The organism is Thauera sp. AutoDN2 (assembly GCF_051280715.1).
Classification (GTDB): Bacteria; Pseudomonadota; Gammaproteobacteria; order Burkholderiales; family Rhodocyclaceae; genus Thauera.
The window spans coordinates 43,476-68,741 of record NZ_JBNCAR010000018.1 but is presented as its reverse complement, the minus strand read 5'-3'; the positions used below and the strand labels follow the sequence as shown (position 1 = coordinate 68,741).

Genomic DNA, 25,266 nt, shown 5'->3' with positions numbered 1-25,266 from the left:
ACTGCGCGCCGCGTTGCAGAGGATGCAGAAGCGCTCGCCGGTTATATGAGGGGCGAGTGGGGCCGCGGTCGTGTCAAGAATGAGAAAGCCCGCCGGGCGGCAGCGCGGCGGGCTTTGGGGTGAGGCGAGGAGGGGTTAGGTGAGTAAATGAAAGACCTGACCCCTGCTCTCTGGGGGTGAGGCGAGAAGGGGTTAGGTGAGTAAATGAAAGACCTGACCCCTATCCCTATTTCTTCCTTAGAGAGAGCAGTTGCCCGTCAGCAAATCACACGTCACCGTGCCAGCGCCGGGGGTCTGCGGAGCTGCGGTAAAGGAGTTTTGAGCGGGAGGAACAGCTGCCGGATAGTTGGTGTAGGACGAACATGCCGCGGCCGGGTTCGGGACGGGAGGGATCAAGGTTGCGTCGTTGTTCGCGATTGCGGCGACAGCGCCGTTTGCAAGGCCTTTCGCTTCTGCTAAGCAAGCGTTGTCAGCGGCGCGTGCGGTGTAGGCCTGATACTGCGGCAGTGCCACGGCCGCCAAAATACCAATAATCGCCACAACGATCATCAGTTCGATCAGCGTGAAGCCTTGTTGCATCTTTTTCATTTCAGTTCTCCTTGATGGGAAACCACGGGGAAAGCCCGCTTGCCTACCCATAAGCAATCCCCGTGCCAGCCCCGAAACCCCGCTTTTCCGTGACGTAGTTCCGCCGACTTGACACGATTCCGGGGCGGAATGTGACAAGCCCCCCGGAACGGGTTGTCAACATGTGACAAAAGGGGCGGCCGGCCGCTTTGCGTAGCATGGGCGCCGCCTTCGAACCGCATCAGTGCTTTCCCGCCGCGACGCAGCCAGAATGAACTCCCTTACTTCATTACTTTTCGAGGGCGATCATGTTGGCGAAGCGGACAAGCAAGAACCAGGTCACCTTGCCCAAGGCCATCGTCCAGCGCGTGGGCGAAGCCGACTACTACGACGTCACGGTCCAGGATGGAAAGATCGTGCTGACGCCGGTCCGGCTGCAGCAAGCCGATGCCGTGCGTGCGAAGCTCGAGGCGCTCGGCATCACGCAGGATGACGTCGAGGATGCGATTGCCTGGGCGAGAAAACGCGCATGACGCGGCCGCGCGTCGTGCTCGACACGAACTGCCTGGTGTCGGCATTGATCTTTTCCCGCGGCCGCTTCGCCTGGCAGGCGCTGTTGGCCGGTGACGGAGCGTCGGGCGCATAAAGGGTTGTACAATAGCCACGTACAAGTAAAGGAGGTCGCCATGACCATCGAGACCACCTACAGCCAAGCCCGTGAACAGTTCAAGACGCTGATGGACCGTGCTGTCGATGACCGTGAAGTGGTTGTGGTCCGCCGCCGCTCCGGGGGGGCGGTCGCGATGATTGCCGCCGATGAATTGCAGAGCCTGATGGAAACGGCCCATCTCTTGCGCTCTCCCAGGAATGCCGAGCGTCTGCTGGCTGCCCTGGCGCGCGCGCGAGCCGGCGAGGTGGCCCCCACTACAGTCGATGCCCTCGAGAAGCTCCATGGTCTCGAAGCCTGATTCCAAGCGCGTCGCCGTGTTCCAGCCCGAGTTCCTGGAAGATTTGAGCTACTGGGTGGAGACGGAACGCCGCACGGCCAAACGCTTGCTGGAACTCGTCAAGGCCGTGCTGCGCGATCCCTTCAAGGGCATCGGCAGCCCGGAGCCATTGAAGTACTTGGGCTCGGATGTCTGGTCACGTCGCGTCACGCAGGAGCACCGCTGCGTTTACCTGGTGAAGGCGGATCGGATCGAGTTCCTGCAAGGGCGTTATCACTATTGATTTTGTGGGGTCACTGGGGTCAGGTCTTTCATCTGCTCACGCGCTCGTGCCACGCCGTCGGCGCGAGCGTGTGAGGATTGTGCTAAAGTTTGTACAAAGTTTTGACTTGGAGCGCACGATGGAAGCCCTGACCTACAGCTACACCCGCACGCACCTTGCGCAGGTGATGCGCAGCGTCAACGAGGATCGCGCGCCGGTGCTGGTGACGACGCAGCGCGGCAAGCCGGTGGTGATCATGTCGCTGGACGACTACAACGCGCTCGAAGAGACGGCGTATCTGCTGCGCTCACCGAAGGGTGCGAAGCGCCTGATGGAGTCGGTGGAGCAGTTGCGCGCAGGCGGTGGCGAGCCGCGTGCGTTGATCGAGACGGACGATGCAGCCTAGGTTCGCGGATCACGCCTGGGAGGACTACCTCTACTGGCACGAGACCGACCGCAAGCAACTCAAGCGTATCAACGCACTGATCGAGGACATCCGCCGGCACCCCTTTACGGGGATCGGCAAGCCCGAGCCCTTGAAGCACCAGCTAGCGGGGTTCTGGTCGCGGCGCATCGATGACCGGCACCGGCTGGTGTATGCGGTCGAGGGGGAGGTCGTGCTGATCGCGCAGTGTCGGGATCATTACTGACTGACGGAAAGCCTGGCGTCAGGTCTTTTATTTGCTCACAACCCCACTCGTTGCCGGTCAGCCGAGATCGAGGCGGGCGATGCAACTCAGGTTCTCATATCGCGCTTGGCGGGATTGCGTCTCCTGGCGTACGATGCAGGTGTTTCTGAATAGGCAACGAAGGTTTTCGGTTTGAAAACGAAAGCAGCTCTTTCCGATCTTCTCTTCCCCAACCAGTACCGGCGCAAGGTGCTGGGGTTGCTGCTCATGCGGCCGGAGCAGCAGATTCATTTGCGTGAACTCGCCCGCGTGATTGGTGCCGCACCGGGAACGCTCAAGAAGGAGCTGGATGCGCTTTGTGAGGCCGGGCTGCTGCGTGCCGAGCGTGTGGGCAACCAGGTGCGGTTCTGTGCGAACACCGCGCACCCGGTGTTCCCGGAGTTGCAGGCCTTGATCAGAAAGACGATCGGTCTTGCCGACGCCTTGCGGCTCAGTCTTGCTCCGCTCGCCGGCCGGATCGACGCGGCCTTCGTCTTCGGCTCCATGGCCAGTGGTACGGAGAGTGCGGGTAGCGACATCGACCTCATGGTGGTTGGCGATGCCGGTTTCGCCGAGATCGTGGATGCGACCTATGCGGCGCAAGCTACGCTCGGGCGCGAGATCAACCCCAAGGTGATGAGCGCAAGCGAATGGCAGGCGAAGAAAGCGGAGCGCAATGCCTTCCTTCAGGATGTGCTGAACAAGCCCAGGATCATGCTGATCGGAGATGCCGATGCCCTCTGACGCCGCGCTCGAGAATCTCGCCCGCATCGGTCAATTGGACAAGGTGCCGTTCTCATCGGACCTGATGGCGCGGATGCTGGCGACTGCACGGAGCAGATTGATCGACGCCCAACGCAGCGACAACAGCGCCGAGACCCGTTTCGACTGTGCTTACACCGCGATCCGCGCCATCGCCGACGCTGCATTGCTGGCGCACGGTTACCGAACTTCGACCAGCAAGCCTGGGCATCATCAGACGACGATCCAGTGCCTGTCGCACACGCTCGGCGTCAGCGTTGGCGTTGTGCGGGTTCTGGATGCACTCCGAAAGCAGCGGAATCTCAGTGACTACGACGGCGAGTCGATCACCGATCAGGCCCTGGTGGAGTGCATCGAACAAGCACTTCGCCTGCAGGAACTTGCGGTGCGGAGGTTTGGTGGCCAGGGTTGAACTCGAGGCGGGGACGAGTGTGGAAACCTCCAGGTCTTTCATATGCTTACCCCACCCGCTGCACGGCCACGCCGACCTTGTCTGCCGCCCGCGCCAGCGTGTCGTCCGCTGTGCACAGTGTCGCGCTCAAGCGCATGCATACGGCCAGATGCAGCGCATCGCCCGCACGTAGTCCGCTGTGGTAGTCGGCAATCCAGCCTCTGGCGCGGTCGAAGTCCGCGGTATCGACTGCTTCCACAGCGAGTCGCGCACTGACGAGCGTGTCGAAGCGCTCGAGTCCCTCGCGATGGAGGTCCGTGGAGACATCGCCCCTGCGCGCCATGATCCCGGCGGCGCTGGCGAACTCGGTGCGCGTCCACGGGCTGATCAGGATCGTTTCGCTGGCGCTGGCTTCGAGCCACGCGAGCGCGGCATCGGTGCTGGCGTCGCGAAAGAACAGGGGCAGGAGGATGCAGGTGTCCGCGTACAAGGCCATCAGTAGCGAGCCCCGTCCCGCGCTTCACGCACGACTTCCGCTGCCGTGCGGGCTTGCGGAGTCTGGGAGAGCACGAAGGCGCGCAGCTCGGCGGCGATGGCTGCGGCGTCGGCGGCCGGTTGCACGGGCTCGGCGATGATGCGGGCGACCGGCCGGCCGCGGCGAGTGATGACGATCTCCTCGCCGGCGATCACTTGATCGACGACTGCGGACAGGTGCGATTTGGTTTCGGCGAGGGTGAGGGTGCGCATGATGGCGTATTCGTGACTATCTGACTAACTGGAGTGTAGTCGGGGTGGGTGAGCGTGTCACCCTTGGGGAAACCAGGGGCCGCTACACAGCCAGTCGAACCACCATCTCCCTGATTACGGTGTGGATGATCGCGCGCAGGCAGCGCGGGGGGGCCGGGGATAGGTCTTTCATTTGCTCATGCCCTCACCCCGCCGGCGGCTGCGTGCGCTTGAAACTCTCGCGCGCGAACATGCGCTCGGCGAAGGGCAGCAACCCCGGATGGCGGGCGCGCCAGTCGATGTCGGGGAAGCGCAGGTCCAGGTAGGCGAGGGCGACTGCGGCGGCGATGTCGCCGAGCTGCATGTCGGCGCCGTTGAAGGCGTGGCGGTGGTCGAGGCGGCGTTCGAGTTCGGCCAGGCCGCGGTCGATCTTGTCCTTCTGGCGGGCGATTTCGCGATCGCTGCGTTCGCCGTCGGGGCGGCGGGATTCGAGCAGGGCGCCGACGGCGGCATCGGTGACGCCGTCGGCGAGCGCCTCGGTCTGGCGTACGCGCACGGCGTCGAGTGGGTCGGCGGGCAGCAGCGCGGGCGGTGCACCCAGGGTTTCGAGGTAGCCGGCAATGACCGGAGAGTCGAAGAAGGTCTCGCCGTTGTCGGCGATCAGCACCGGCACCTTGCCGAGCGGGTTCAGCTCGGGGATGCGGGTGTTGGCTTCCCAGGGCGAGTCGACGACGAGTTCGAAGGGCAGCGCCTTTTCGTCGAGGAGGATGCGGATCTTGCGGGCGTAGGGGCTGGTGAGCGAGGCGAGCAATTTCATGGTGAGGTGTCTCCCGTGGGGTGAGGTGAAGATACGCCGCACATTAGGGGGCGGGAATTAGGGAAAGCGGATGGGGGGCAGGGAAAGCGGATGGGGGGCGTGGGCTTTGTCGTGAAAGCAGCCTCGCCGAGTACCCGATTCGCGCGCGCCGGCACCCTCAGGCAGCGTTGCCCGCGAGAAGACCGACCTCCGGGGCTTTCAGGCCGGATCGACGTTGCGTGCGATCAGCGTGCGGATCACGTGCAGCTTGCCATGGAAGAAATGGTCTGCGCCCGGCACCACGACCACCGGCAGCTCCTGCGGGCGTGCCCAGCCGAGGACGTTGGCGAGGGCGACGGTTTCGTCCTGTTCGCCATGGACGACGAGCGTGGGGATGTTGGCGGGCACGGGGGGGGGATCGTAGTTGCGCCCGCTGCCGGTGGTGTCGCCCGCAGCCATGCCCACGAGGATGAGCTGGCGCGGCGGTGCGATGCCGTCGGCAAGGCGGGTGGCGACGCGCACCTGCACGTAGCCGCCGAACGAGAAGCCGCCCAGCGCCAGTGGCTGCACGCCCCAGCGTGATTCGGCCCAGCTGATCACCGAGAGCATGTCCTCGGTTTCGCCCTCGCCGTGGTCGTGCTCGCCCTCACTTCTGCCCACGCCGCGGAAGTTCGGGCGGATCACGGCGTAGCCGAGGTCGCGGTAGGCACGCGCCAGCGTGTGCGCGACCTTGTTGGTGTTGGCGCCGCCGAAGAGCGGGTGCGGGTGGCAGACCAGCGCGATGCCGCGGACGGTGGCGGGCGCGTCGATCAGCACCTCGATGTTGCCGGCGGGACCGCGCAGCAGGGCGGATTCGGTGGGCAGCGGGCGGCTCATGCGGCGTCATCCGGCAGGCGCAGGCGCTCGACGATGCGGCCCTGCACCAGGTGGCTGTCGATGATCTCGTCGATGTCGTCCTTGTCGACATAGGTGTACCAGACGTTGTCGGGATAGACGACCAGCACCGGGCCGTCGTCGCAGCGGCCGAGGCAGCCGGCCTTGTTGATGCGCACACTGCCCTTGCCCTTGAGTCCGAGCGCGGCGCTGCGGTCCTTGGCGTAGGTCTGCAGTGTCGAGGCGTCGTGGTTGTTGCAGCAGGAATCGCCTGGCTGGCGCTGGTTGCAGCAGAAGAAGACGTGGTGTGTGAAGTAGCTCATGGGGTCTCCCGGTTTCGGGCTGGGGCTGAGGGGTTGGAGGCGCGGGGTTGAAGGTGAGGGGGAGGCGTGCGGCCTGGCCCGATTATAGGCGCCGCCCGCTGCGCAGCGGCGGGCCGCCCAGGTGCTCGCCCCGCCACAGCCCGAGCGCCGACAGGTAGGCCAGCGCCAGATACGGCCACAGGCTGTCCACGAGCTCGGTCAGGCCATGGAAGTTGAGCACGTTGCTGTAGCTGGCCAGTTGACGGCCGTACGGCAGATAGGGGTTCTCGGGGATCAGGTTCACCAGCGCCGTGGCGAGCAGCAGGCTGGTGCCGGCGATGGCATGCTGCGCCAGCCGCGGCAGCAGCAGGCATGGCAGCAGCAGGACGGCGCCGATCACAAGGCCGCGCTCCGCCCCCGGCGTGAGCCAGGCGAGCGGCGTGCCGGGGTCGAAGAATGACCAGGTGGCGAGCGTCTTGGCGCCCACGCCCAGTCCCAGCACCCACAGCACCGGAAAGGGGTTGGCGCCGCGTGTCATGCAGCGGGTGAATAAGCCCACGGCAAGCAGGGCGCTGGCGGTGAGGGCGGTGTCGAAGGCGATGAAGCGGTCGGCACGAAAGGGCAGGGGGGCGGCGATGCCGAGCAGACTGCGGAGGTCTCCGCTGGAGAACAGCAGGTCGGTGGCGCTGAGCTGTCCGAGCAGCCACAGCGCCAGCAGCAGCAGGCCTGCCTCGCCGCTACGTCCGCCGATCACGTAACGTGCGCGCCAGCGTTGCAGCCGGCCCTGGGGGCCGAACAGGGCCGGCCCCCAGCCGGCGCCTGCGAGCGCGCCGAGCAGCGCCCCCGCAGTATTGCCGCCCAGGTCGAGGTTGCTGGCGATGCGTGTCGGCAGGTAGTTCTGCGTCGTTTCCAGGCCCAGGCTGAACAGGCCGGCGAGCAGCGCAGTCATGACCACCTTGTTCGCAAAGCCCCAGTGTGCGGGCAGTGCGGCCGCGAGCAGCAGGCCGAGCGGAAGGTAGCCGAGAATGTTGAAGACGAAGTCTTCGAGGATGAAGTACTTCGGCCACGGTGCCCACAGCCAGTCGAAGGGCGGCAGCCCGCTGTCTCGCCACCCGGTCAGCGGGTGCAGGCACGCATAGGCCACGAGCAGGGCGTAGGCCAGGGTGAGCGGCGGCGCGAGCGAGCGGGTGGCGCGGTCGGACATCGCCGCATTGTGCCCGTCTTGGGGTGTAACGGGCTAGACCTTGCGGATGGGCGTGCGGGCAAGCTGCTCGAGTGCGCGCGCCTCGTCTGCGCGCAGCACGCGCCCGGGCAGTGGGACGAGTCCCGGTACCCGCGCACGGTAGCGTGCATAGGCTTCGCCGTGAAACGCCAGCAGCTTGCGCTCCTCCAGTAGCGAGCCCAGCCACAGGTAGAGCGTGATGCAAAGGCTGCTCACCAGGCGGGCTTCGTCCATGTCGCGCGTCCATAGGATCACCAGTCCGAGGCCATACCATGGATGGCGCACGTAGCGGTGCAGGGGCGACAGGCGCAAGCCGCCGGGATCCTCGGCTGCGCCGTGATGCGCCGCCCATTGCGTGCTGCCGAGGAAGGTCGCCATGTCGTAGTAGCGTGTCGACCAGATGAAGCCCCCGATCGCAGCCAGTGCCGCGCCGTTCGCCAGCCAGGCCCAGCCGCCCTGCCATGCCCACAGCAGCGGCCCGTGCCACGCGAAGGTCAGCCACAGTGGTGGCACCAGCAGCAGCACGCCGAGTGCATTGAACATCATCCGGTACGCGGTTGCCAGCCGCGGCCAGCGCGCCGCCACGCGCCGCTTGAGCCACAGGCTCGCGAGCAGCGAATGCAGGACGGCATAGCCGAGCCAGGCCAGGACGAGTGCGGCGATCTGTAGGGGGGTGAGGGGCATAGGGGGGAGTACACCATGAATCGCGGCGAAGGTCGCGCAGTGCAATGAGGTATACATAGACCATAGATACGCGAGCGCCTGACCCCAGAACGAATCCGCCGCTTCACCTGCGCCGATGGCACCGCGCAATCCTTCCTGTGGGATCCCGAAGCGCGCTGCAATCTCGCCCGAAATGGCCTTGCGCATTGAAGGCTGGCTTGGTGTGGCCAACGGTGGCAGTGCAGACGCCTGGATTGCGCAGCAGGCCGCCTATGACCTGTGTAAGGCCCGCGCAGCCGGCATGCCCGCGGTGCAGCGTGCGCCCGAGATGCGCCCGAGATGATGAGCGCCTGCACAGGCTTGTTGAAGTACGTCGCAAACTTGCCGAGTTGGAAGCAATCGCCTTCGCTGTCACCTTCTCAACGAAAGCGCTGACCTAGAGCGCGCCCCGTGCGCTGGCCGCGTGGCTACACCGCCCGGATTTGGCTACATGGTGGCTACATGGCCCCGGAAAGCAAAAAGGCCAGTTCGTGAGAACTGGCCTAAGTGCTTGAATTTGTTGGTGGGGGCACTAGGACTCGAACCTAGGACCAATTGATTAAGAGTCAACTGCTCTACCAACTGAGCTATACCCCCGTGCCTTGCGGCGGACCGGATTGGTGCCCGGTCGAAGAGCGCGGATCTTACTCCGACGGGCGCGGTGGCGCAATAGGTCTTGCACAAACCGGTCTCGTTGACCTCTACAGGCTCGGGACGGTGAAGCCGGCGCTGGCGGGTTTCAGCCGAGAATGCGCCCGGCACGGCGGCGGCTGCCGACGCCGGCCAGCCCACCCAGTCCTTGGCTGCCGTGGGCGTGGCAGATGGCGCAGGCGAGCGCGTCGGCGGCATCGGCGCCGGGGCTGCCGTCCAGCGCCAGCAGGCGCTGCACCATGTCTTGCACCTGTTCCTTGTGCGCCTTGCCGTAGCCCACCACCGATTGCTTGACCTGCAGCGCGGTGTACTCGGCCACCGGCAGGTCGCATGATACCGCGCCGCAGATCACCGCGCCGCGGGCCTGGCCCAGCAACAGGGTGGACTGCGGGTTCACGTTCACGAAGACCTTCTCTACCGCGACCACGTCGGGGCGGTAGGTTTCGATGACCTCGCGCACGCCGTCGAGCAGGGTCTTCAGGCGCCCGGGGAGCTCGCCGTCCTGCGTCTTGATGCAGCCGCTGGCGACGTAGCGCAGGCGGCTGCCGAGCTGATCCACCAGTCCGAAGCCGGTGATGCGTAGCCCGGGATCGAGGCCGAGGATGCGGGTGGCGACGGTCTGGCTGGCCGCGCTCAAGTCAGATCTGCACCGCAGTGCCGCTGACGCACACCATGAGCATCCCGTTGTCCTGGCCGAGGACCTCGTAGTCCACGTCGACGCCGATCACTGCGTTGGCGCCGAGCTTGGCAGCGGCCTCCTGCATCTCTTCCATGGCGATGTTGCGCGCGTCGGCCAGGGTGCGCTCGTAGGCGCCGGCGCGGCCGCCCACCACGTTGCGGATCGACGCGAACAGGTCCTTGAACAGGTTGGCGCCGATGATGGCTTCGCCATTGACGACACCGAGGTACTGGCGGATCGGGCGGCCGTCGAGGTTCGAGGTGGTGGTCATCAGCATGGCATGCTCCTGCGCGGTGGGGTGGAGGCCCGATTCTAGCCTTTGCGCGCCAGCCACACACCGCCCACCGCGATGCCCATGCCGGTGATCGCCAGCGCGGACAGGCGCTCGTCGAACATTGCCCACGCGATCAGTGCGGTCGCGGGCGGGGTCAGGTAGAACAGGCTGGCCACATTCACCGCGCTGCCGCTGCGGATCAGCAGCCCGAGAAGGCTCACTGCGCCCACCGACAGCACCACCACCAGCCAGCCGAGGGCGAAAATGAAGTCGCCCGTCCATTCGATGTGCATGGTCTCGGTGTTCAGGGCGATGATCGCGGATACCGCAAGCGTAGGCAGGAACTGCACGACCGAGCCGGTGCGCAGATCGAAGCGCGGGCAGAAGCGCTTCTGGTACAGCGTGCCGGCGGTGATGCCGAACAGCGCCGCGACCGCTGGCATCACCATGTGCCAGAGCGTTTCGGGCGCGAGGCTGTCGACGCTTGCCTTGCTGCCCACGACCAGGGCGACGCCGCCGAAGCCGAGCGCAAGGCCCATCCATTGTCGCCGGGATACGCGTTCGCCGAGCAGCAAGCCGGCCAGCGCGCCGGTGAGCAGCGGCTGCATCCCCACCACCAGCGCCGAGATGCCCGCGGGCAGGCCGCGGTCGATGGAGATGAACACGCCGCTCAGGTAGATGCCGTGCAGCAGCAGCCCGGTGACGGCGATGTGGGCAGCCTCGCGCGCGTTGGCCGGCCAGGGTGCGCGCATCGCCAGCGCGACCAGCGTCATCAAGGCGATCACCAGCGCATAGCGCGTCACCAGGAAGGTGAGCGGTTCCGCGTAGGGCAGGCCGTATTTCGCGCCGATGAAGCCGGTGCTCCACAGCAGCACGAAGAACAGGGGGAGTAGGCGGGAGAGGGCGGACATGGCGCGGGTCGGATGGATGCTGCTTGTACGGGTTGCGTTGGGAGGATTGTGCTGGGAGGGTTTTCCTGGGAGGGGGCGGCCCGGATCGAGGGTCGGCCCGTTGGCGCGGGTTCGGCGCCGCCTTCGCGAGCAGACCCCCCAGCCAGAGAGGCCGCTTGAACGAGACCCGATGCACCCTGTGCCCCGCACAAAAGAAAAAGCGGCGCCGCGCGCCGCTTCGAGTCTTGCGGGGCCGGTCGTCTTACTCGGAGAATTCCGCCGAAGTGTAGACCTCCTGCACGTCGTCCAGGCTCTCGAGCGCGTCAAGCAGCTTCTGCATGCGGACGGCCTCGTCGCCAGCGAGTTCGATCACGTTCTCGGGTTTCATCGTGACTTCGCCGAACTCGGCGGTGAAGCCGGCCCCCTCCAGCGCTTCCTTCACCGCGGTGAATTCCCACGGCCCGGTGATGACCTCAATGGAGCCATCGTCGTTGGGGACGACATCCTCTGCGCCGGCTTCGAGCGCGGCTTCCATCAGCGCGTCCTCGCTGGTGCCGGGGGCGAACAGCAGCTGACCACAGTGCTTGAACTGGAAGGCCACGCAGCCGTCGGTGCCCATATTGCCGCCGTACTTGGAGAAAGCGTGGCGCACGTCGGCGACCGTGCGGGTGCGGTTGTCGGTGAGGCAGTCGACCATCACCGCCGAGCCGCCGATGCCGTAGCCCTCGTAGCGGATTTCCTCGTAGCTTACGCCCTCGAGTTCGCCGGTGCCCTTCTTGATCGCGTTGTCGATCTTGTCCTTGGGCATGTTCACGCCCTTGGCCTTGTCCACCGCCAGGCGCAGGCGCGGGTTGAAGCCCGGGTCACCTCCGCCCATCTTGGCGGCGACGGTGATTTCCTTCGCCAGCTTGGAAAACGCCGCGCCGCGCTTTTCGTCTTGACGACCCTTGCGGTGCTGGATGTTGGCCCACTTGGAATGACCCGCCATATGACCCTCGATACTGCCGTAATCGGTTGAAAGTGGCGCAGTATACAACCCGACGAAGGTCGGCTGCATCCGCGCGATGCGTTGCGTGTGGCCGACCGCGGCGCGCAACGAACGAGGTGAGGAGGGGAGGCTGTGCGCAAGTTGATCTGGATCCTGGGGTGCATGGCTGCGCTCGTGACGGGCGGCGCGTGTGCGGCCGATGGCGTCGAGCCTGTCTATGGCGGCTGTGTGGATGCGCGTGGCGCGCCGGTGCCGGCGCTGCGCGACGAGCAGTTGCCGGCCGTGGTGACGACCGGGGTGGAAGGGGGGCTTGCGGTGATCCGCTACAACCCCGCCATGCTCCCGCGCCTGTTGCCGCTCACCCGAGCCTTCCTGTTCGCACAGGCCTGTGCGCGCATCCACCTCGGCTACCCGGCACATGGGGATCTCGATGCCGACCGTGCGCGGCGCGCAGATTGCGCCGCGGTCGATAGCCTGCGCCGCGCGGGGCTCCTCGATGCGCAAGGGCTGGGCGCGCTGGCGGCCGACCTGCGTCTTGCGGACGACGAGTGGACCCGGGTACCCGGGCCGCGCCGTGACTTTGCCCTCGCCGCCTGCGCTGCTGGATCGGGGCGTGGGGTCTATGGCACGCCCGCGGCGGGCCAGGCCGGCTGGAATGCCTGCGTCCGGGCGTGTGCCGCACCGCTTTATCGCTGTCAGGCGCGCTGCGCGGCTGGTCAGTGTGCCGACTGCGAGTCGGCGTACGCCGCCTGCATCGCGGGCTGCGGGGTGCCCTGATACACTCGGGCGCACGCTGACAACTCCGAGGTGATGCGATGACCGATGCGCTGCTGATTGCCAAGACCGCCGACAAGGAAATCTGCTTGCTGCCGCGTCTGGCCAACCGCCACGGCCTGATTACCGGCGCCACCGGTACCGGCAAGACGGTGACGCTGCAGAAGCTGGCAGAGTCCTTCGCCAGCATCGGCGTGCCGGTGTTCGTGGCCGACATCAAGGGTGATCTCTCCGGTATCGGTGCCGCCGGCACCGCCTCGCCCAAGCTGCTGCAGCGGCTCGAGGCGATTGGCATCACCGATTACACGCCGCGCGCCAACAACGTCGTGTTCTGGGACGTCTACGGTGAGCAGGGCCACCCGGTGCGCGCCACCATCTCGGACATGGGGCCGCTGCTGATCGCGCGTCTGCTCAATCTCAACGACACACAGACCGGCGTGCTCACGCTGGTGTTCAGGGTCGCCGACGACAACGGCATGTTGCTGCTCGACCTCAAGGACCTGCGCGCGATGGTGCAGTACGTGGGCGAGAACGCGAAGAGCTTCACCACCGAGTACGGCAACATCTCCACCGCCTCGATCGGTGCCATCCAGCGCAATCTTTTGGCACTGGAAGAGCAGGGCGGGGATGTATTCTTCGGCGAGCCGATGCTCGACATCGCCGACCTGATGCAGACCGGCGCTGACGGCCGCGGTGTGATCAATGTGCTGGCGGCGGACAAGCTCTACCACTCGCCCAAGCTCTACTCCACCTTCCTGCTGTGGATGCTGTCCGAGCTCTTCGAGCAGTTGCCCGAGGTGGGCGACCCCGACAAGCCGAAGATGGTGTTCTTCTTCGACGAGGCCCACCTGTTGTTCGACGACGCACCCAAGGCGCTGGTCGAGAAGATCGAGCACGTCGTGCGCCTGATCCGCTCGAAAGGCGTGGGCGTGTATTTCGTCACCCAGAATCCGCTGGATGTGCCCGATGAGGTGCTCGGCCAGCTCGGCAACCGCGTGCAGCACGCGCTGCGTGCCTTCACCCCGCGCGACCAGAAGGCGGTGAAGACCGCCGCCGACACCATGCGCCCGAACCCCGCCTTCGACGCGGCGGAGGCGATCACCGAACTGGGCGTGGGCGAGGCGCTGGTCTCCTTCCTCGATGAAAAGGGCCGTCCGCAGGTCACCGAGCGCTGCTTCGTGATCGCGCCCGATTCGCGCCTCGGCCCGATCGACGCAGCCGAACGCAAGACGGCAATCGCCGGCTCAGTGCTCTACGGGCATTACGAGAAGGCGGTCGATCGCGAGTCCGCCTACGAGATGCTCAAGGCCAGCGCGGCCACAAAGGCTGCGGTCGAAGCCGGTCGTGAAGCGGCGAAGGAGGTCGGTGGCGAGGACACCGGCGGCATGGTCAGCGAGATCCTGTTCGGCTCTACCGGCCCGCGCGGCGGCAAGCGCGACGGTCTGGTACAGATTGCCGCCAAAACGGTCACGCGCACCATCGGCAGCAACCTTGGGCGGCAGATCGTGCGGGGTATCCTGGGCTCTTTGCTCGGTGGCAGCAGCCGCCGTTGAGGCGTCCAGGGCAGCCCGTGCTCAGGAGAAGCAGCGCAGACGGCCCTGGATGGTGATGCAGCTGCGGTTGCGGCCTGATTCCTTGGCGCCATAGAGTGCCTTGTCGGCCGCGTTGACGAGCGCGTCGGGGTCGGTCATCGAGTCTTCACGGCTGGCCACGCCGACACTGACCGAAAGCGCCAGCCTGCGTTCGCCGACCTGCACCTTCAGGCCCTCCACCAGCTTGCGCAGACGCTCGGCAGCGCTTACCGCCGAGCGCAGGTCGGCGTTGTGGCAGATCACGAGGAACTCCTCTCCGCCCAGACGGCAGACCACATCGTCCTTGCGCGCGGCCGCCTGCAGGGCTGCCGCAACCTCGCGCAGTACCAGGTCGCCCGCAGCATGGCCGAAACCGTCGTTGATGCGCTTGAAGTGGTCGACGTCGATGAGCAGTGCCGACAGCGGCTGCCCCGAGCGGCTCGCTGCGGCCCATGCCTTGGACAGGCTCTCCAGCCCTGAGCGCCGGTTGGGCAACTCGGTGAGCAGATCGGTCATCGCCGCATGCATGAGCTTGCGATTGGAGATCGCGAGCTCGGCGGCGAATTCGCGCAGCTGCGCGCGGTCGCGCTCCCAGGCCTCGAGCAGCTGCACGTAGTGCGCTGCCGCGCGTAGCCGTCCGCGCAGCATGCGCAGGTCGACCGGCTTGCCGAGGTAGTCGTCCACCCCCGCCTCGAAGGCTTCTGCTACGTCCTCGCGCCCATCGAGGCCGGTGAGCATGAGGATGTACATCTTCTTTCCCCACTCGGCCGCACGCAGGGCACGGCAGAGATCGAGGCCGCTCATCCCCGGCATCACCCAGTCGGTGATCACGATCTGGGGGGAGAACTGCAGGGCAGCCACAAGCGCGTCTTCGCCGCTCGAGGCGGTGACCACCTGATGGCCGAGGGTCTCCCCAAGCGCGGCCGCAAGCATGGCGCGGGCGGTGGGGTCGTCATCGACCAGCAGCACGCGCAGTCCGGACTGTTCCGGACCTTGTGAATTGCCGGGCGATGGCGCGGCCGCCATGTCGGCGAATCCCGGCAGGGCGCGGGCGGGCACGTTGAGCAGCTCGCCCCAGGTCTGCCAGTTGCGCACGACCTCGTCGATCTGCGTGGCCAGCTGTTCTGCGTCAAGGCCGATTCTTCCGCCCAGCAGCAGCAGTTCGGGAACGAGCCGGTTGCGCTCGGCCTCGGCCGCTGTGGCGAGCCCGCCCACGCGCTGGGCAAGGTGGAACAGACGGGTGAGCTGGTACGGCCGCGAACCGGCAAGGAAGGGCGCGCTGTCCGGGCACTCGTGATGCAGAATGGGCTCGACCAGCGCGCCGGGGAGCCCCCAGTCGGTGAGCAGGGCTGCGGTGAGCTCGTTGTGGTCGGTGTGCAGCCGTTCGCGCTCGAGGGTGGCGAGGCGGCCGGGGGCGTCGGCCTGGCCGATCAGTTCGGCGTAGGGGCCGGGGTAGGCGGTGGCGAGCGCCAGCCTGCCGATCTGCGACAGCAGGCCGCAGGCGAAGAGTTCTTCGGCGACGCCGATGCCTGCCATGGCGCTGAAATGCTGCATGGCGAGCGCGCCCAGCAGAGACTGTGCCCAGAAGCCGTCGTAGTCGAAGCCGCGGCACGGGCCGGCATGATGTTGGTCAATGAGCGAGAAGCCGAGCGCGAGGTTGCGCACCGTGCCCGTGCCGAGCTTCATGATCGCGTCGGTGACCGACACCACAGGGCGCCGGCCATTGGCGGCGGTGTTGGCGTTGCGGATGAGGCGGCCGGCCAGTGCGGGGTCGGTCTGCGAGATGCGTGCGATCTCCGCAGTCGTGGTGTCGTCGCGGCGGCAGGCCTCCAGAATGGCGAGCGCAGCCCCTTTCGGGCTCGGCAACTCGCCTTCGAGCGGAATGTGTTCAAGCGTTTTTATCATTTTGGCCCGTATTGTGTGGCCGTGTGTTTTTCAGCGTTCCGCGGCACTATGCCACGCTCTGCGCTGCGACGCCTGCGCCGTAGTTCACGGTTTGCTTGCTCAGACTCATCGAAGCGTCCGCGCCAGCGCTTCCAGCGCAGTGAGCGCTTCGGTGTTGAGGTGCGAGGCTTGGGCGAACAGGGTCGGCAGGGATGCGCGATCGTCTGTGCGCCCGGCTTGCTCGAGCGCCTGCATCGCGGATTGCAGCGCACGGGCGCCGACGTTGCCCGCTGCAGACTTGAGGCTATGCGCCGTGCGCTGGACACCCGCGGCGTCGCCTGCATGGACGGCGGCTTCGAGCTCGGCAAACAGGGCCGGAGTGGATTCGAGGTAGATGCGGAGGATGCGTGCGGCAAGCCGTGTTCCGCCCTCGGGGTCGAGTTCGCGATACTGTGCGATGCAGGTGGGGTCGATCGCCGACGCGGAACGGGCGCCAGTGTCCTCGCCCCCGCCGGGGTCGGTGGGGGGCGGGCGCTTCGGCCCGGCCGCTTCGCTTCGCGTGGGGAGCCATGCCTCGATGGTCTCGCGCAGCTGCGCGAGCGTGTAGGGTTTGGCGAGGAAATCGTCCATGCCCGCGGCGATGCAGCGGTCGCGATTGCCTTCCATGACGTTGGCCGTGAGCGCGATGATCGGCGTACGTGGCGCGCCAGGCTGCTGTGCGTCGCGGATCGCGCGGCTCGCCTCGTAGCCATCCATCCGCGGCATGTGGCAGTCCATCAGGATCAGGTCGAAGTCTCGCTGCTGTGTCGCCTGCACCGCAGCGAGACCGTCCTCGACCACGCTGCACTGCAGGCCCATCCGGTTCAGCATCGCGCTCGCGAGCGACTGATTGACCGGGTTGTCCTCGGCCAGCAGCACGTGGCCGCTGAGGGTTGTGGGCACGGTCGGGGCGGAGCCTTGGACTGGTGCTTCGGCCACCGGGGCTGGCGGCAGGGGCAGCGCCCGCCCCCTGGGCAGGGTCAGTTCCACGCTGAAGCGCGCGCCCTGGCCGGGCGTGCTGTCGACCGTGATGCGGCCGTGCATCAGCTCCACCAGATGGCGGCAGATGGCCAGCCCCAGCCCGGTGCCGCCGTAGCTGCGGGTGGTGGAGCCGTCGGCTTGGGCGAAGTGCTCGAAGATGCGCGCGTGGGCTTCCGGGGCGATGCCGATGCCGGAGTCGACGACGCGAATCGTTATCGCGCAGTCCTCGCCGGCGCCTTCGGCAAAGCGAGCGCTCAGCACGACCTTGCCGGTCGGGGTGAATTTGATCGCGTTGCTGAGCAGGTTGGCGACGATCTGCCGGATGCGGAAGGGGTCGCCGTAGAACATGCAGGGTGCGCCGGAGCCGGGCTCGAGCAACAGTTGCAGTCCTTTCTCCCGCGCGGAGTGGGCAAACAGCGCCAAGGCTTCTTCGAGCACCTGGCCGAGCTCGAACTCGATGCGTTCGAGTGCAAGCCGGCCTGACTCGATCTTGGAGAAATCGAGGATGTCGTTGAGCAGATTGAGGAGGTGGCGGCCGGAGCGCCGGACGGCTTCGGCATGGCTGCGCTGCTCGGGGTTCAGGCTGCTGTCGAGCAACAGTTCGGTCATGCCGAGCACGCCGTTCATCGGTGTGCGGATCTCGTGGCTCATCGTGGCCAGGAAGCTGCTCTTGGCAAGGCTGGCCGCCTCCGCCGCCTCCTTGGCGTGGCGTAGTGCTTCGGTGTGCTGGGCGAGGCGGATGTCGCGCTCTGCAAGCTGTTCGAGCATGAAGTTGAAGCGCTGCGCCATGGCATCGAGTTCTGCGATGTGGCTGGTGTCGGCGCGCGCGCCCTGGTCGTACTCGTGGTCGGCGACCCGGCCCATCTGCCGGGTGAGGTTGGCCAGCGGCGCAAGGATCGCGCCGTTGAGGTTGCGCAGCAGGGCTGCGGCCACCGCCATCGCGATCAGTGCGGCGAACAGGGTGATCGTGGCATAGGCGAGGCTCTGCAGGTGGATGGGGCCGAGATCTACCTCGAGCGTCAGTACGCCCAGTTTCTCGCCATGCAGGGTCACCGGCTCCGAAACCTGGAGGGTGCGCGCACCGATGCGGCTGTCGGAGCCCTCCGCCGTCTGCCCGGCCCGCCACGCAGGCGCATCGCCTTCTTCGTGAGGATAGCGGGCGATGCGCAGGCCCCGGTTGTCGTGAAGCTCTGCCTGCAGCACGCTCGCCGCGTGCTGCAGGGTTTCCAGCACGCGGCGCGCCGAGTCGGCGTCGTCGAAGGCGAGGCTGGCTGCGGCGTTTCCGGCCAGCACGCGGGCCATTGCATGGCTGTTCGATTTCAGGGCCATGGCGCTGATCACCACATTACCGACGATCAGCAGGGCGGCGACCAGGCCTACTGCAACGCCGAGCGCGATGAGGTTCGCCCGCCGCAAGGCGTGACCGAGTGAAACCCGGCGTGCGGGGGCTTCGTGGCGGGCGCGTTCTTCCATGGGTGCGGAGTGTGCGACGCTCAGGCCTGGGCCGTCAGGCCAAGTCGCCTGCAGATCTCCAGCGTCGGCCCAGCCGCGTTCATGCTGTAGAAGTGCAGGCCCGGCGCCCCCGCGGCGAGGAGTTTCTCGCACAGGCGCGTGACCACGTCGAGGCCCAGGGCGCGGATGGCATCCGTGTCGTCCCCATAGCTCTCGAAGGTCTTGCGCATCCAGCGCGGGATCTCGGCACCACAGGTGTCGGAGAAGCGTGCCAGCTTGCTGAAGCTGCCGATCGGCATGATGCCCGGCACGATGGGGACGTTCAGGCCCAGCTTGCGCACCGCGTCGACGAAGTTCAGGTAGGCGTCGACGTTGTAGAAGTACTGCGTGATCGCCGAAGTGGCGCCGGCCTCGACCTTGCGCTGAAAGGCGGCCAGATCGTCCCTGGGGCTTTTCGCCTGCGGATGCCACTCGGGATAGGCGGCGACCTCGATGTGGAAGCGGTCGCCTGTTTCGGCGCGGATGAACTCGACCAGCTCGTTCGCGTAGCGGAACTCGCCCGGATCCTGCACGCCCGAGGGCAGGTCGCCGCGTAGCGCGACGATGCGGCGGATGCCGGCGGCGGTGTAGTCCTGCAGGATCTCGCGGATGTTCTCGCGCGTGGAGCCGATGCACGACAGATGCGGTGCAGCCTCGAAGCCTGCGGCGGCGATCTCTTTGACCGTGTTGAAGGTACGCTCGCGGGTGGAGCCGCCGGCGCCGTAGGTCACTGAGAAGAAGGCGGGCTGCAGGGCTGCCAGGCGGTCGCGGGTGGTGCGCAGCTTGTCGGCGCCTTCCGGGGTGGTGGGCGGGAAGAATTCGATGGAGATCTCGGGGGTCATGTCGGCTTTGCCCGCAGGGGGCGCGAAGGGTGTCAGGAAATGCGTGGGGACAGGGTGGCGTCCGCCAGCCTGCCATGAAAAAGGAATTCGTGGTTACCGTCGCCGCCGGTGATCGGCGAGTCGAACCAGTCGAGCACGCCGATGCCGGCTGCCCCAGCGGCGGCGCGGATGCGGGTTTCAACCCCGGAGTACAGGGCGGTGTCGCGCACGATGCCGCCCTTGGCCAGGCCCTGGGGCCCGACTTCGAACTGCGGTTTGACCAGCGCGAGAACGTGGCCACCCGGCGCAAGCAGCGCCGGCCACTGCGGCAGCAGCAGGGCGAGGGAGATGAAGCTGGCGTCGCAGACGATCAGCTCGAAGCCATGGGCCGGCATGTTTTCGCCGAGGTCGGCAGCGCACAGATAGCGGGCATTCAAGCCGTCGAGCGTGATGCAGCGCGGATCCTGCCGCAGCCGGGAATGGAGCTGGTCGTGGCCGACCTCGACGCCGACGACCTTCGCCGCGCCCGCCTGCAGCAGGCAGTCGGTGAAGCCGCCGGTGGACTGGCCCACGTCCAGGCAAGTAAAGCCGCGCACGTCCAGCCCGGTACGGGAGAGCGCGCCGGCGAGCTTGAGCCCGCCGCGCGACACGAAGCGGTCGTCGGGGTCGGACGTGACCGCCAGCCGCGCCGACGGCGGCAGGAGCTGAGCGGGCTTGCTCACTGGCTTGCCCTCGCAGCTCACCCGGCCGGCCTCGATCAGGGCGCGCGCTGCGGTGCGCGAGGGCGCCAGGCCCTGCGCGACGAGCAGATGGTCGGCGCGCGGCAGTCCGTGCCCGGCCGGGGCCGGGATGTGCGGCTGCGGCGTGGGCGGCGGGCGACTGCTGCGGCGGTGGAAGGACTTCAAGGCTGCCTCAACCGATCTTGATCACTTCGACGGGGTGCTCGTATACGTCCTTGCGCTTGTCGTAGAGCGGGATGGTCGTGCCGTTCAGGCGGTTGCTCTGCAGGTCCTTGAGGTCGACGTCGGCGACCACGATCTGCTCGATGTTGGGCGTGCCCTCGGCGGCGATGCCGTCGCGCGCGAAGGGGAAGTCCGAGGGCGTGATGATGCTCGCCTGGCCGTAGTGCAGGCCGAGGCCCTCGACCGGCAGGTTGCCCACGGTGCTGGTCATGGCCACGAAGACCTGGTTCTCGATCGCGCGTGCGTGGCAGCAGTAGCGCACGCGCAGGAAGCCCTGGCGGTCATCGGTACATGAGGGCACGAACAGGATGTCGGCGCCCGCCTCGCACACCATGCGTGCGAGCTCGGGGAACTCGATGTCGTAGCAGATCAGGATGGCGATGCGTCCGAAGGGCGTGTCGAACAGGCGCAGCTGGTCGCCGGCGTCGGTGTTCCACTTCTCGCGCTCCCAACGTGTGCGGTGGATCTTGTCCTGCTCGAAGACCTCGCCTCCGGGGGTGAAGTAGTAGGCGGTGTTGAGCAGGCGGCCATCCTCGTGCAGCGTGGGGTGGCTGCCGCCGATGAGGTGCACGTTCCACTCGTGCGCCAGCTCGAGCATCAGTTCTTTGTAGCGCCGGGTGTAGTCGTTCATGTTGCGCACCGCGGCGCAGACGTCCGTGGTGTCCATGAAGGACAGCAGCTGGGTGGTCAATATCTCGGGCAGGAGCACGAACTGGGGCTTGTAGTCGCCCGCGGCCTTCATGATGAAGCGCACCTGGTTCTCGAAGCCCGCCCAGTCGTGGATGGAGCGCAGCAGGTATTGAACGGCGGCGATGCGTACGATCATGGGTGGATATCCTCCTTGATTTCGGTGGGCCGGGTGGGGTCGTAGTCGGGGTTGAGCCAAACGATCAGCGAGGCGTTGCCATGCGACTCGACGTCCTCGGGCAGGTAGTCGGGGATCACGCCGCAGTACGAGAAGCCCTCGCGCAACTGGAAGCTCAGCACCGGGTCGGTGAAGTCGCCCCACACCACCTTCTGCGCGTAGAACTCGGGGCTCATCGCGTCGGCGTGTGCGGCGTAGCCCGGCAGCCGGCCACAGGCGATGATGCGTTTGAGGTTCATGGCCCGGCACAGGTTGCGCCTGCCCTCGTAGAGCAGATGACCAAGCCCCAGGCCGCGCACCTCGGGGTCGACGAAGACCTCGGCGCCATACAGCGTGCGGCCGTCCGGGTTGTGCTGGTCGAAGGTGCCGGCGCCGGTGATCTCGCGCCAGGTGTGGGACTCGGCCCAATCGTCCCACAGCACGATCAGAGCGCTCGCGCAGCCGGCCACGCCGTCGTCGGTCTCGACCACGATCTGGCCCTGCGGAAACACGTCGAGTTGCTCGCGCAGCTTGCGCTGGCTCCACGGCGGGATGGTCGGGTAGACACGCGCCTGCAGCGCGATCAGGGCGGGGATGTCCTCCACCCGGGTGTTGCGAACCCTCGGGTACGGCATGCTGATCCTCCTCGTTGCGCGCCGCGGGCGGGCGGCCCGGAGAGGGTCTGCCCGCGGCGCCGGCGCGGCATCAGTAGCGGTACTGGTCGGTCTTGTACGGGCCCTGCTTCGGTACGCCGATGTAGGCCGCCTGCGCGTCGGTGAGCTCGGTGAGCTGCACGTTGAGCTTCTTCAGCTGCAGGCGGGCGACCTTCTCGTCCAGGTGCTTGGGCAGCGTGTAGACGCCTACAGGATAGTCCGCCGTGCGGGTGAAGAGTTCGATCTGCGCGATGGTCTGGTTGGCGAAGGAGCTCGACATCACGTAGCTCGGGTGCCCGGTGGCGCAGCCCAGGTTCACCAGGCGGCCCTTGGCGAGCAGGATGATGCGTTTGCCATCGGGGAAGATGATGTGATCCACCTGCGGCTTGATCTCCTCCCACTGATAGCCCTCGACGCTGGCGACGTCGATCTCGTTGTCGAAGTGGCCGATGTTGCACACGATGGCCTGGTCACGCATCTTCGCCATGTGGTCGTGGGTGATGACATGGTAGTTGCCGGTGGCGGTGACGAAGATGTCGGCCTTGTCGGCGGCGTACTCCATGGTCACCACGCGGTAGCCTTCCATCGCGGCCTGTAGCGCGCAGATCGGGTCGATCTCGGTCACCCACACCTGGGCCGACAGCGCACGCAACGCCTGGGCCGAGCCCTTGCCTACGTCGCCGTAGCCGCACACCACGGCGATCTTGCCTGCCACCATCACGTCGGTGGCGCGCTTGATGCCGTCGACCAGGGATTCGCGGCAGCCGTACAGGTTGTCGAACTTGGACTTGGTCACCGAATCGTTGACGTTGATCGCCGGGAACTTGAGTTCGCCGCGCGCGTGCATCTGGTACAGGCGGTGCACGCCGGTGGTGGTTTCCTCGGTCACGCCCTTGATCTGCGCCAGGCGGGTCGAGTACCAGGTCGGGTCCTGCGCCAGCTTGGCCTTGATCGCGGCGAAGAGCACGGTCTCCTCTTCCGAACCCGGCTTGGCAAGCACGGAAAGGTCCTGCTCGGCGCGTGCGCCCAGGTGCAGCAGCAGCGTGGCGTCGCCGCCGTCGTCGAGGATCATGTTGGAGTAGCCACCGTCCTTCCATTCGAAGATGCGGTGGGTGTAGTCCCAGTAGTCGGTCAGCGACTCGCCCTTGACCGCGAACACCGGGATGCCGTCCTTGGCGATGGCCGCGGCGGCGTGGTCCTGGGTCGAGAAGATGTTGCACGAGGCCCAGCGCACCTGGGCGCCGAGCGCGGTCAGCGTCTCGATCAGCACCGCGGTCTGGATGGTCATGTGCAGCGAACCGGTGATGCGCGCGCCCTTGAGCGGCTGGCTGGCGGCGTATTCCTCGCGGATCGCCATCAGGCCGGGCATCTCGGTTTCGGCAATGCGGATTTCCTTGCGGCCCCAGTCGGCGAGCGACAGGTCAGCGACGACGAAATCGGTGAAACGGGTGTCAGCCACAGCGTTCATGAAAAGCTCCATGCTATGGCCGGGCGGGGCGGGGGAGGGCGGCGCAACGCGCCGCAGGCGGCTCACCCGACATCCCGGACCCGGCAGGGGTTGAGACGATTAGCAGGTGAGCGCCGTTGTACTGCAACCCGCCGGGCGGCGGGGTCCGAGCCTGGGGGCCGCAGCCGGCAGAGCCGGCGGGCGCCTCGCAGCGCTCCTCGGTAGCGCGGCATTATATCCGATGGATGTCCGCGTGGACCGTGATGGAAGAGACGGTGCAGGAAGAGACGGTGAGGTGGTGATCGATGAGGTCGTGGCGCTCCGTGCCGGACGGCCCCCGGCATGTGACATCGTGCCTAAAGGTTTTCGTCACCCTGCCGATATCCTCATCAGGATACGCTTATGACGGCCGGGGCGATGAAGCCGGGCCGACCCACTGAATGCACGCACGAGAACGAAGATGGCTTCCAAGACCCTGTCCGTAAGATCCCAGCTTGTATTGCTGGCCGCTTCGACCTGCGGCCTTTTCCTGCTTGCCCTGGGCGGCGCGCTGTGGCAGATGCAGCTTGCGGGCGAACGCCTGTCCGGCTTCATCGAGACCGAGCTCGCCGTTGAGCGAGATGTCACGCGCACCTATGCGCAAGGCCTGCAGATGGGCCAGGCCTTGCGCAATATCCTGCTCGATCCCGGCAACCCCAAGGCCTACGAGAACTTCGATCAGGCCAAGCACCAGTTCGACGGGATGCTGGCGCAGATCGTCGCGCGCGGGCACGTCCTCGAGGGGGGTGCGGCCTCGGCCGCGCGCATGCAGGAGATCGTCCAGCGCTGGGCGCCGCTGCAGGCGCAGGTGATCGAAAGGGTGCGCGCCGAGGACCTGCAGGCTGCACGCGAGGTGCTGGTGCGCAGCGAGACGCCGGCCTGGCGCGAGATCCGCGGTGAGCTGATGAAGCAGATCGCGCATCTCGAAAAGCTGACCGCCGGAATGCGATCGGATTCGGCACAGGCACTGGAGCGCAGTCGGCTCGTCGTTCTCGGGCTGGGCGCTTTTGCGCTGCTGGTGTGCGTGGTGGCTTCGGTGCTGGTGACGCGCAATGTGCTGTCCCGCCTGGGCGGCGAGCCCGCCTACGCGGCGGAGGTGGCGCAGCGTATCGCGGACGGGGATCTTCAGCAGCGTGTCGAGATCCGCGGTGGCGACGGGCGCAGCCTGCTGGCCGCGATGCAGGACATGCAGGGCGGACTGCAAACCATCATTCGGGGGATTCGCGCGGACGCCGGGCGGCTCGTCGCCGCGGCGGACGCGCTGCGCAACAACGAGGAGAAGGTGGCAACCGCTTCCCTGGCGCAGACCGACGCGGCGCAGGCGATCGCGGCTTCGATCGAGGAGCTGAGCACCAGCATCTCGGTCGTCGCTGAACATGCGAACGACGCTGACCGCCTCAGCGGCAACTCCGAAGCTCAGATGCACGACAGCGTGAAGGTGATCAACCAGGCGGTCGAAACCATCGGCCTGGTGGAGCAACGCATGACCGCGTCAGCCGCGGTGGTGGCGGACCTCGGCATCAGTGCGGAGAGCATCTCCAACATCGCGCAGGTCATTCAGGACATTGCTGACCAGACCAATCTGCTGGCGCTCAATGCCGCGATCGAGGCTGCGCGCGCGGGTGAGCAGGGACGTGGTTTTGCCGTCGTGGCGGACGAGGTGCGCAAGCTCGCCGAGCGTACCCGCCAGTCGACACACGAGATCAATGCCATGATCGAGCGCGTTCAGGCCAATGCCCGTCAAGCCGTGGGGACGATGGAGGAGGGGCGCCAACTGGCAGAGCGCGGCGCCGAGAACGCCGAGCGCGCGCGCGCCGCTGTGGCTGCTTTGGAGGGCGGCGCGGTCGAGGTGCGGGAGGTGGTCGGGTCGATCAACGCCGCCCTTGGCGAACAGCGTCAGGCCAGCTCCGATATTGCTCAGCGCGTCGAGAGCATCGCCCGCATGAGCGAAGAAAGCCACGGCGCCACGCGCGACTCGTTGCAGCGCGCCGGAGAGCTGAGCCAGCTCGCGGACGCGCTCGAGCAGGCAGTGCGCCGCTTCCGCGTATCGGCCTGAGGGC

30 protein-coding genes and 1 tRNA gene are annotated in these 25,266 nt (G+C 66.8%); 11 read left to right on the top strand and 20 right to left on the bottom strand.

Annotated features, from left to right (window positions below; all coding sequences use genetic code 11):
• Nucleotides 1-237: 237 nt before the first annotated feature.
• The gene (locus tag ACPT9U_RS11250; protein ID WP_435751003.1) at nucleotides 238-588 is read right to left on the bottom strand and encodes a pilin; all 351 of its coding nucleotides are present in this window, start codon (nucleotides 586-588) and stop codon (nucleotides 238-240) included.
• 287 nt (nucleotides 589-875) lie between these two features.
• Here ACPT9U_RS11250 and ACPT9U_RS11245 point away from each other — a divergent pair, with 287 nt between their 5' ends.
• The 7 genes from ACPT9U_RS11245 to ACPT9U_RS11215 all read left to right on the top strand — a co-directional run bounded on the left by ACPT9U_RS11245 (nucleotide 876) and on the right by ACPT9U_RS11215 (nucleotide 3,618).
• Complete coding sequence (locus ACPT9U_RS11245; RefSeq protein ID WP_270069065.1) at nucleotides 876-1,100, top strand: AbrB/MazE/SpoVT family DNA-binding domain-containing protein; 225 nt, start codon at nucleotides 876-878, stop codon at nucleotides 1,098-1,100.
• A 153-nt stretch (nucleotides 1,101-1,253) separates the two neighbouring features.
• A complete protein-coding gene (locus tag ACPT9U_RS11240) occupies nucleotides 1,254-1,535 on the top strand; it encodes a type II toxin-antitoxin system Phd/YefM family antitoxin (RefSeq protein WP_004361141.1) in 282 nt (93 codons plus the stop codon).
• Entirely contained in the window at nucleotides 1,519-1,797 is a 279-nt protein-coding gene (locus ACPT9U_RS11235) for a Txe/YoeB family addiction module toxin (RefSeq protein ID WP_004361139.1), read from the top strand. Before ACPT9U_RS11240 ends, ACPT9U_RS11235 begins: the two co-directional genes overlap by 17 nt.
• Before the next feature lie 118 nt (nucleotides 1,798-1,915).
• Nucleotides 1,916-2,182 carry a type II toxin-antitoxin system prevent-host-death family antitoxin gene (locus ACPT9U_RS11230; protein ID WP_004361138.1) on the top strand — a complete coding sequence of 89 codons (267 nt, stop codon included), beginning with the start codon at nucleotides 1,916-1,918 and terminating at the stop codon, nucleotides 2,180-2,182.
• Nucleotides 2,172-2,426, top strand: coding sequence for a Txe/YoeB family addiction module toxin (locus ACPT9U_RS11225; protein ID WP_297315889.1), 255 nt, complete (start codon nucleotides 2,172-2,174; stop codon nucleotides 2,424-2,426). The genes ACPT9U_RS11230 and ACPT9U_RS11225 overlap by 11 nt, the downstream gene beginning before the upstream one ends.
• Before the next feature lie 171 nt (nucleotides 2,427-2,597).
• Nucleotides 2,598-3,188 (top strand): nucleotidyltransferase domain-containing protein, encoded by a 591-nt coding sequence (locus ACPT9U_RS11220; RefSeq protein ID WP_435751002.1) that lies wholly within the window; start codon nucleotides 2,598-2,600, stop codon nucleotides 3,186-3,188.
• Nucleotides 3,178-3,618, top strand: a complete 441-nt coding sequence (locus ACPT9U_RS11215) for a hypothetical protein (RefSeq protein ID WP_435751001.1) — start codon at nucleotides 3,178-3,180, stop codon at nucleotides 3,616-3,618. Before ACPT9U_RS11220 ends, ACPT9U_RS11215 begins: the two co-directional genes overlap by 11 nt.
• 46 nt (nucleotides 3,619-3,664) lie before the next feature.
• Here ACPT9U_RS11215 and ACPT9U_RS11210 read toward each other — a convergent pair whose 3' ends face one another.
• From ACPT9U_RS11210 to ACPT9U_RS11180, 7 genes are all read right to left on the bottom strand, one after another.
• Nucleotides 3,665-4,093, bottom strand: coding sequence for a type II toxin-antitoxin system VapC family toxin (locus ACPT9U_RS11210; protein WP_435751000.1), 429 nt, complete (start codon nucleotides 4,091-4,093; stop codon nucleotides 3,665-3,667).
• Nucleotides 4,093-4,344 carry a type II toxin-antitoxin system Phd/YefM family antitoxin gene (locus ACPT9U_RS11205; RefSeq protein WP_297315887.1) on the bottom strand — a complete coding sequence of 84 codons (252 nt, stop codon included), beginning with the start codon at nucleotides 4,342-4,344 and terminating at the stop codon, nucleotides 4,093-4,095. Before ACPT9U_RS11205 ends, ACPT9U_RS11210 begins: the two co-directional genes overlap by 1 nt.
• Before the next feature lie 184 nt (nucleotides 4,345-4,528).
• Nucleotides 4,529-5,140, bottom strand: coding sequence for a glutathione S-transferase (locus ACPT9U_RS11200; protein WP_435750999.1), 612 nt, complete (start codon nucleotides 5,138-5,140; stop codon nucleotides 4,529-4,531).
• A 198-nt stretch (nucleotides 5,141-5,338) separates the two neighbouring features.
• A complete protein-coding gene (locus ACPT9U_RS11195; RefSeq protein ID WP_435750998.1) occupies nucleotides 5,339-5,995 on the bottom strand; it encodes an alpha/beta hydrolase in 657 nt (218 codons plus the stop codon).
• On the bottom strand, nucleotides 5,992-6,315 hold the full coding sequence (locus ACPT9U_RS11190) for a (2Fe-2S) ferredoxin domain-containing protein (RefSeq protein ID WP_418364493.1): 324 nt from the start codon (nucleotides 6,313-6,315) through the stop codon (nucleotides 5,992-5,994). The genes ACPT9U_RS11195 and ACPT9U_RS11190 overlap by 4 nt, the downstream gene beginning before the upstream one ends.
• Before the next feature lie 82 nt (nucleotides 6,316-6,397).
• The gene (locus ACPT9U_RS11185) at nucleotides 6,398-7,498 is read right to left on the bottom strand and encodes a VanZ family protein (RefSeq protein WP_435750996.1); all 1,101 of its coding nucleotides are present in this window, start codon (nucleotides 7,496-7,498) and stop codon (nucleotides 6,398-6,400) included.
• Nucleotides 7,499-7,531: 33 nt separating this feature from the next.
• Nucleotides 7,532-8,200 carry a methyltransferase family protein gene (locus tag ACPT9U_RS11180; protein WP_435750995.1) on the bottom strand — a complete coding sequence of 223 codons (669 nt, stop codon included), beginning with the start codon at nucleotides 8,198-8,200 and terminating at the stop codon, nucleotides 7,532-7,534.
• A gap of 172 nt (nucleotides 8,201-8,372) precedes the next feature.
• Here ACPT9U_RS11180 and ACPT9U_RS11175 point away from each other — a divergent pair, with 172 nt between their 5' ends.
• Nucleotides 8,373-8,522, top strand: a complete 150-nt coding sequence (locus tag ACPT9U_RS11175; RefSeq protein ID WP_418364496.1) for a hypothetical protein — start codon at nucleotides 8,373-8,375, stop codon at nucleotides 8,520-8,522.
• A 217-nt stretch (nucleotides 8,523-8,739) separates the two neighbouring features.
• On the opposite strand, the gene ACPT9U_RS11170 is transcribed toward ACPT9U_RS11175, so the two are convergent.
• The 5 genes from ACPT9U_RS11170 to ACPT9U_RS11150 form a co-directional block, all read right to left on the bottom strand.
• Nucleotides 8,740-8,815 (bottom strand) — tRNA-Lys (locus tag ACPT9U_RS11170).
• A 142-nt stretch (nucleotides 8,816-8,957) separates the two neighbouring features.
• Nucleotides 8,958-9,506 (bottom strand): crossover junction endodeoxyribonuclease RuvC, encoded by a 549-nt coding sequence (gene ruvC, locus ACPT9U_RS11165; protein WP_418364497.1) that lies wholly within the window; start codon nucleotides 9,504-9,506, stop codon nucleotides 8,958-8,960.
• Between the two features lies 1 nt (nucleotide 9,507).
• Nucleotides 9,508-9,825, bottom strand: coding sequence for a heavy metal-binding domain-containing protein (locus ACPT9U_RS11160; protein ID WP_418364498.1), 318 nt, complete (start codon nucleotides 9,823-9,825; stop codon nucleotides 9,508-9,510).
• A 35-nt stretch (nucleotides 9,826-9,860) separates the two neighbouring features.
• The gene (locus ACPT9U_RS11155; RefSeq protein WP_435750994.1) at nucleotides 9,861-10,733 is read right to left on the bottom strand and encodes a DMT family transporter; all 873 of its coding nucleotides are present in this window, start codon (nucleotides 10,731-10,733) and stop codon (nucleotides 9,861-9,863) included.
• A gap of 241 nt (nucleotides 10,734-10,974) precedes the next feature.
• The gene (locus ACPT9U_RS11150; protein ID WP_418364500.1) at nucleotides 10,975-11,700 is read right to left on the bottom strand and encodes a YebC/PmpR family DNA-binding transcriptional regulator; all 726 of its coding nucleotides are present in this window, start codon (nucleotides 11,698-11,700) and stop codon (nucleotides 10,975-10,977) included.
• 132 nt (nucleotides 11,701-11,832) lie between these two features.
• Between ACPT9U_RS11150 and ACPT9U_RS11145 the strand changes: the two genes are divergently transcribed.
• On the top strand, nucleotides 11,833-12,477 hold the full coding sequence (locus ACPT9U_RS11145; protein ID WP_435750993.1) for a hypothetical protein: 645 nt from the start codon (nucleotides 11,833-11,835) through the stop codon (nucleotides 12,475-12,477).
• Between the two features lie 38 nt (nucleotides 12,478-12,515).
• Nucleotides 12,516-14,027 carry a helicase HerA-like C-terminal domain-containing protein gene (locus ACPT9U_RS11140; RefSeq protein WP_418364502.1) on the top strand — a complete coding sequence of 504 codons (1,512 nt, stop codon included), beginning with the start codon at nucleotides 12,516-12,518 and terminating at the stop codon, nucleotides 14,025-14,027.
• A gap of 21 nt (nucleotides 14,028-14,048) precedes the next feature.
• On the opposite strand, the gene ACPT9U_RS11135 is transcribed toward ACPT9U_RS11140, so the two are convergent.
• From ACPT9U_RS11135 to ahcY, 7 genes are all read right to left on the bottom strand, one after another.
• Nucleotides 14,049-15,950 (bottom strand): diguanylate cyclase, encoded by a 1,902-nt coding sequence (locus tag ACPT9U_RS11135; RefSeq protein ID WP_435750992.1) that lies wholly within the window; start codon nucleotides 15,948-15,950, stop codon nucleotides 14,049-14,051.
• Between the two features lie 105 nt (nucleotides 15,951-16,055).
• Nucleotides 16,056-18,422 (bottom strand): ATP-binding protein, encoded by a 2,367-nt coding sequence (locus tag ACPT9U_RS11130; RefSeq protein WP_435750991.1) that lies wholly within the window; start codon nucleotides 18,420-18,422, stop codon nucleotides 16,056-16,058.
• Nucleotides 18,423-18,442: 20 nt separating this feature from the next.
• Nucleotides 18,443-19,282, bottom strand: a complete 840-nt coding sequence (gene metF, locus ACPT9U_RS11125; RefSeq protein ID WP_418364505.1) for a methylenetetrahydrofolate reductase [NAD(P)H] — start codon at nucleotides 19,280-19,282, stop codon at nucleotides 18,443-18,445.
• 32 nt (nucleotides 19,283-19,314) lie between these two features.
• Nucleotides 19,315-20,166 carry a TlyA family RNA methyltransferase gene (locus tag ACPT9U_RS11120; RefSeq protein ID WP_435750990.1) on the bottom strand — a complete coding sequence of 284 codons (852 nt, stop codon included), beginning with the start codon at nucleotides 20,164-20,166 and terminating at the stop codon, nucleotides 19,315-19,317.
• Nucleotides 20,167-20,173: 7 nt separating this feature from the next.
• Nucleotides 20,174-21,049: a carbon-nitrogen hydrolase family protein gene (locus ACPT9U_RS11115; RefSeq protein ID WP_435750989.1), complete on the bottom strand. Its 876-nt coding sequence runs from the start codon at nucleotides 21,047-21,049 to the stop codon at nucleotides 20,174-20,176.
• Nucleotides 21,046-21,702, bottom strand: coding sequence for a GNAT family N-acetyltransferase (locus tag ACPT9U_RS11110; protein ID WP_435750988.1), 657 nt, complete (start codon nucleotides 21,700-21,702; stop codon nucleotides 21,046-21,048). The genes ACPT9U_RS11115 and ACPT9U_RS11110 overlap by 4 nt, the downstream gene beginning before the upstream one ends.
• A gap of 70 nt (nucleotides 21,703-21,772) precedes the next feature.
• Nucleotides 21,773-23,188 (bottom strand): adenosylhomocysteinase, encoded by a 1,416-nt coding sequence (gene ahcY / locus ACPT9U_RS11105; RefSeq protein ID WP_435750987.1) that lies wholly within the window; start codon nucleotides 23,186-23,188, stop codon nucleotides 21,773-21,775.
• Nucleotides 23,189-23,627: 439 nt separating this feature from the next.
• Here ahcY and ACPT9U_RS11100 point away from each other — a divergent pair, with 439 nt between their 5' ends.
• Entirely contained in the window at nucleotides 23,628-25,262 is a 1,635-nt protein-coding gene (locus ACPT9U_RS11100) for a methyl-accepting chemotaxis protein (protein WP_435750986.1), read from the top strand.
• The last annotated feature ends 4 nt before the right edge of the window (nucleotides 25,263-25,266 follow it).

Coding starts and splice junctions, on each gene's coding strand:
- ACPT9U_RS11250 (WP_435751003.1), bottom strand. CDS start 588: ATGAAAAAGATGCAACAAGGCTTCACGCTGATCGAACTGATGATCGTT.
- ACPT9U_RS11245 (WP_270069065.1), top strand. CDS start 876: ATGTTGGCGAAGCGGACAAGCAAGAACCAGGTCACCTTGCCCAAGGCC.
- ACPT9U_RS11240 (WP_004361141.1), top strand. CDS start 1,254: ATGACCATCGAGACCACCTACAGCCAAGCCCGTGAACAGTTCAAGACG.
- ACPT9U_RS11235 (WP_004361139.1), top strand. CDS start 1,519: ATGGTCTCGAAGCCTGATTCCAAGCGCGTCGCCGTGTTCCAGCCCGAG.
- ACPT9U_RS11230 (WP_004361138.1), top strand. CDS start 1,916: ATGGAAGCCCTGACCTACAGCTACACCCGCACGCACCTTGCGCAGGTG.
- ACPT9U_RS11225 (WP_297315889.1), top strand. CDS start 2,172: ATGCAGCCTAGGTTCGCGGATCACGCCTGGGAGGACTACCTCTACTGG.
- ACPT9U_RS11215 (WP_435751001.1), top strand. CDS start 3,178: ATGCCCTCTGACGCCGCGCTCGAGAATCTCGCCCGCATCGGTCAATTG.
- ACPT9U_RS11210 (WP_435751000.1), bottom strand. CDS start 4,093: ATGGCCTTGTACGCGGACACCTGCATCCTCCTGCCCCTGTTCTTTCGC.
- ACPT9U_RS11205 (WP_297315887.1), bottom strand. CDS start 4,344: ATGCGCACCCTCACCCTCGCCGAAACCAAATCGCACCTGTCCGCAGTC.
- ACPT9U_RS11200 (WP_435750999.1), bottom strand. CDS start 5,140: ATGAAATTGCTCGCCTCGCTCACCAGCCCCTACGCCCGCAAGATCCGC.
- ACPT9U_RS11195 (WP_435750998.1), bottom strand. CDS start 5,995: ATGAGCCGCCCGCTGCCCACCGAATCCGCCCTGCTGCGCGGTCCCGCC.
- ACPT9U_RS11190 (WP_418364493.1), bottom strand. CDS start 6,315: ATGAGCTACTTCACACACCACGTCTTCTTCTGCTGCAACCAGCGCCAG.
- ACPT9U_RS11185 (WP_435750996.1), bottom strand. CDS start 7,498: ATGTCCGACCGCGCCACCCGCTCGCTCGCGCCGCCGCTCACCCTGGCC.
- ACPT9U_RS11180 (WP_435750995.1), bottom strand. CDS start 8,200: ATGCCCCTCACCCCCCTACAGATCGCCGCACTCGTCCTGGCCTGGCTC.
- ACPT9U_RS11175 (WP_418364496.1), top strand. CDS start 8,373: ATGGCCTTGCGCATTGAAGGCTGGCTTGGTGTGGCCAACGGTGGCAGT.
- ACPT9U_RS11160 (WP_418364498.1), bottom strand. CDS start 9,825: ATGCTGATGACCACCACCTCGAACCTCGACGGCCGCCCGATCCGCCAG.
- ACPT9U_RS11155 (WP_435750994.1), bottom strand. CDS start 10,733: ATGTCCGCCCTCTCCCGCCTACTCCCCCTGTTCTTCGTGCTGCTGTGG.
- ACPT9U_RS11150 (WP_418364500.1), bottom strand. CDS start 11,700: ATGGCGGGTCATTCCAAGTGGGCCAACATCCAGCACCGCAAGGGTCGT.
- ACPT9U_RS11140 (WP_418364502.1), top strand. CDS start 12,516: ATGACCGATGCGCTGCTGATTGCCAAGACCGCCGACAAGGAAATCTGC.
- ACPT9U_RS11135 (WP_435750992.1), bottom strand. CDS start 15,950: ATGATAAAAACGCTTGAACACATTCCGCTCGAAGGCGAGTTGCCGAGC.
- ACPT9U_RS11130 (WP_435750991.1), bottom strand. CDS start 18,422: ATGGAAGAACGCGCCCGCCACGAAGCCCCCGCACGCCGGGTTTCACTC.
- metF (WP_418364505.1), bottom strand. CDS start 19,282: ATGACCCCCGAGATCTCCATCGAATTCTTCCCGCCCACCACCCCGGAA.
- ACPT9U_RS11115 (WP_435750989.1), bottom strand. CDS start 21,049: ATGATCGTACGCATCGCCGCCGTTCAATACCTGCTGCGCTCCATCCAC.
- ACPT9U_RS11110 (WP_435750988.1), bottom strand. CDS start 21,702: ATGCCGTACCCGAGGGTTCGCAACACCCGGGTGGAGGACATCCCCGCC.
- ahcY (WP_435750987.1), bottom strand. CDS start 23,188: ATGAACGCTGTGGCTGACACCCGTTTCACCGATTTCGTCGTCGCTGAC.
- ACPT9U_RS11100 (WP_435750986.1), top strand. CDS start 23,628: ATGGCTTCCAAGACCCTGTCCGTAAGATCCCAGCTTGTATTGCTGGCC.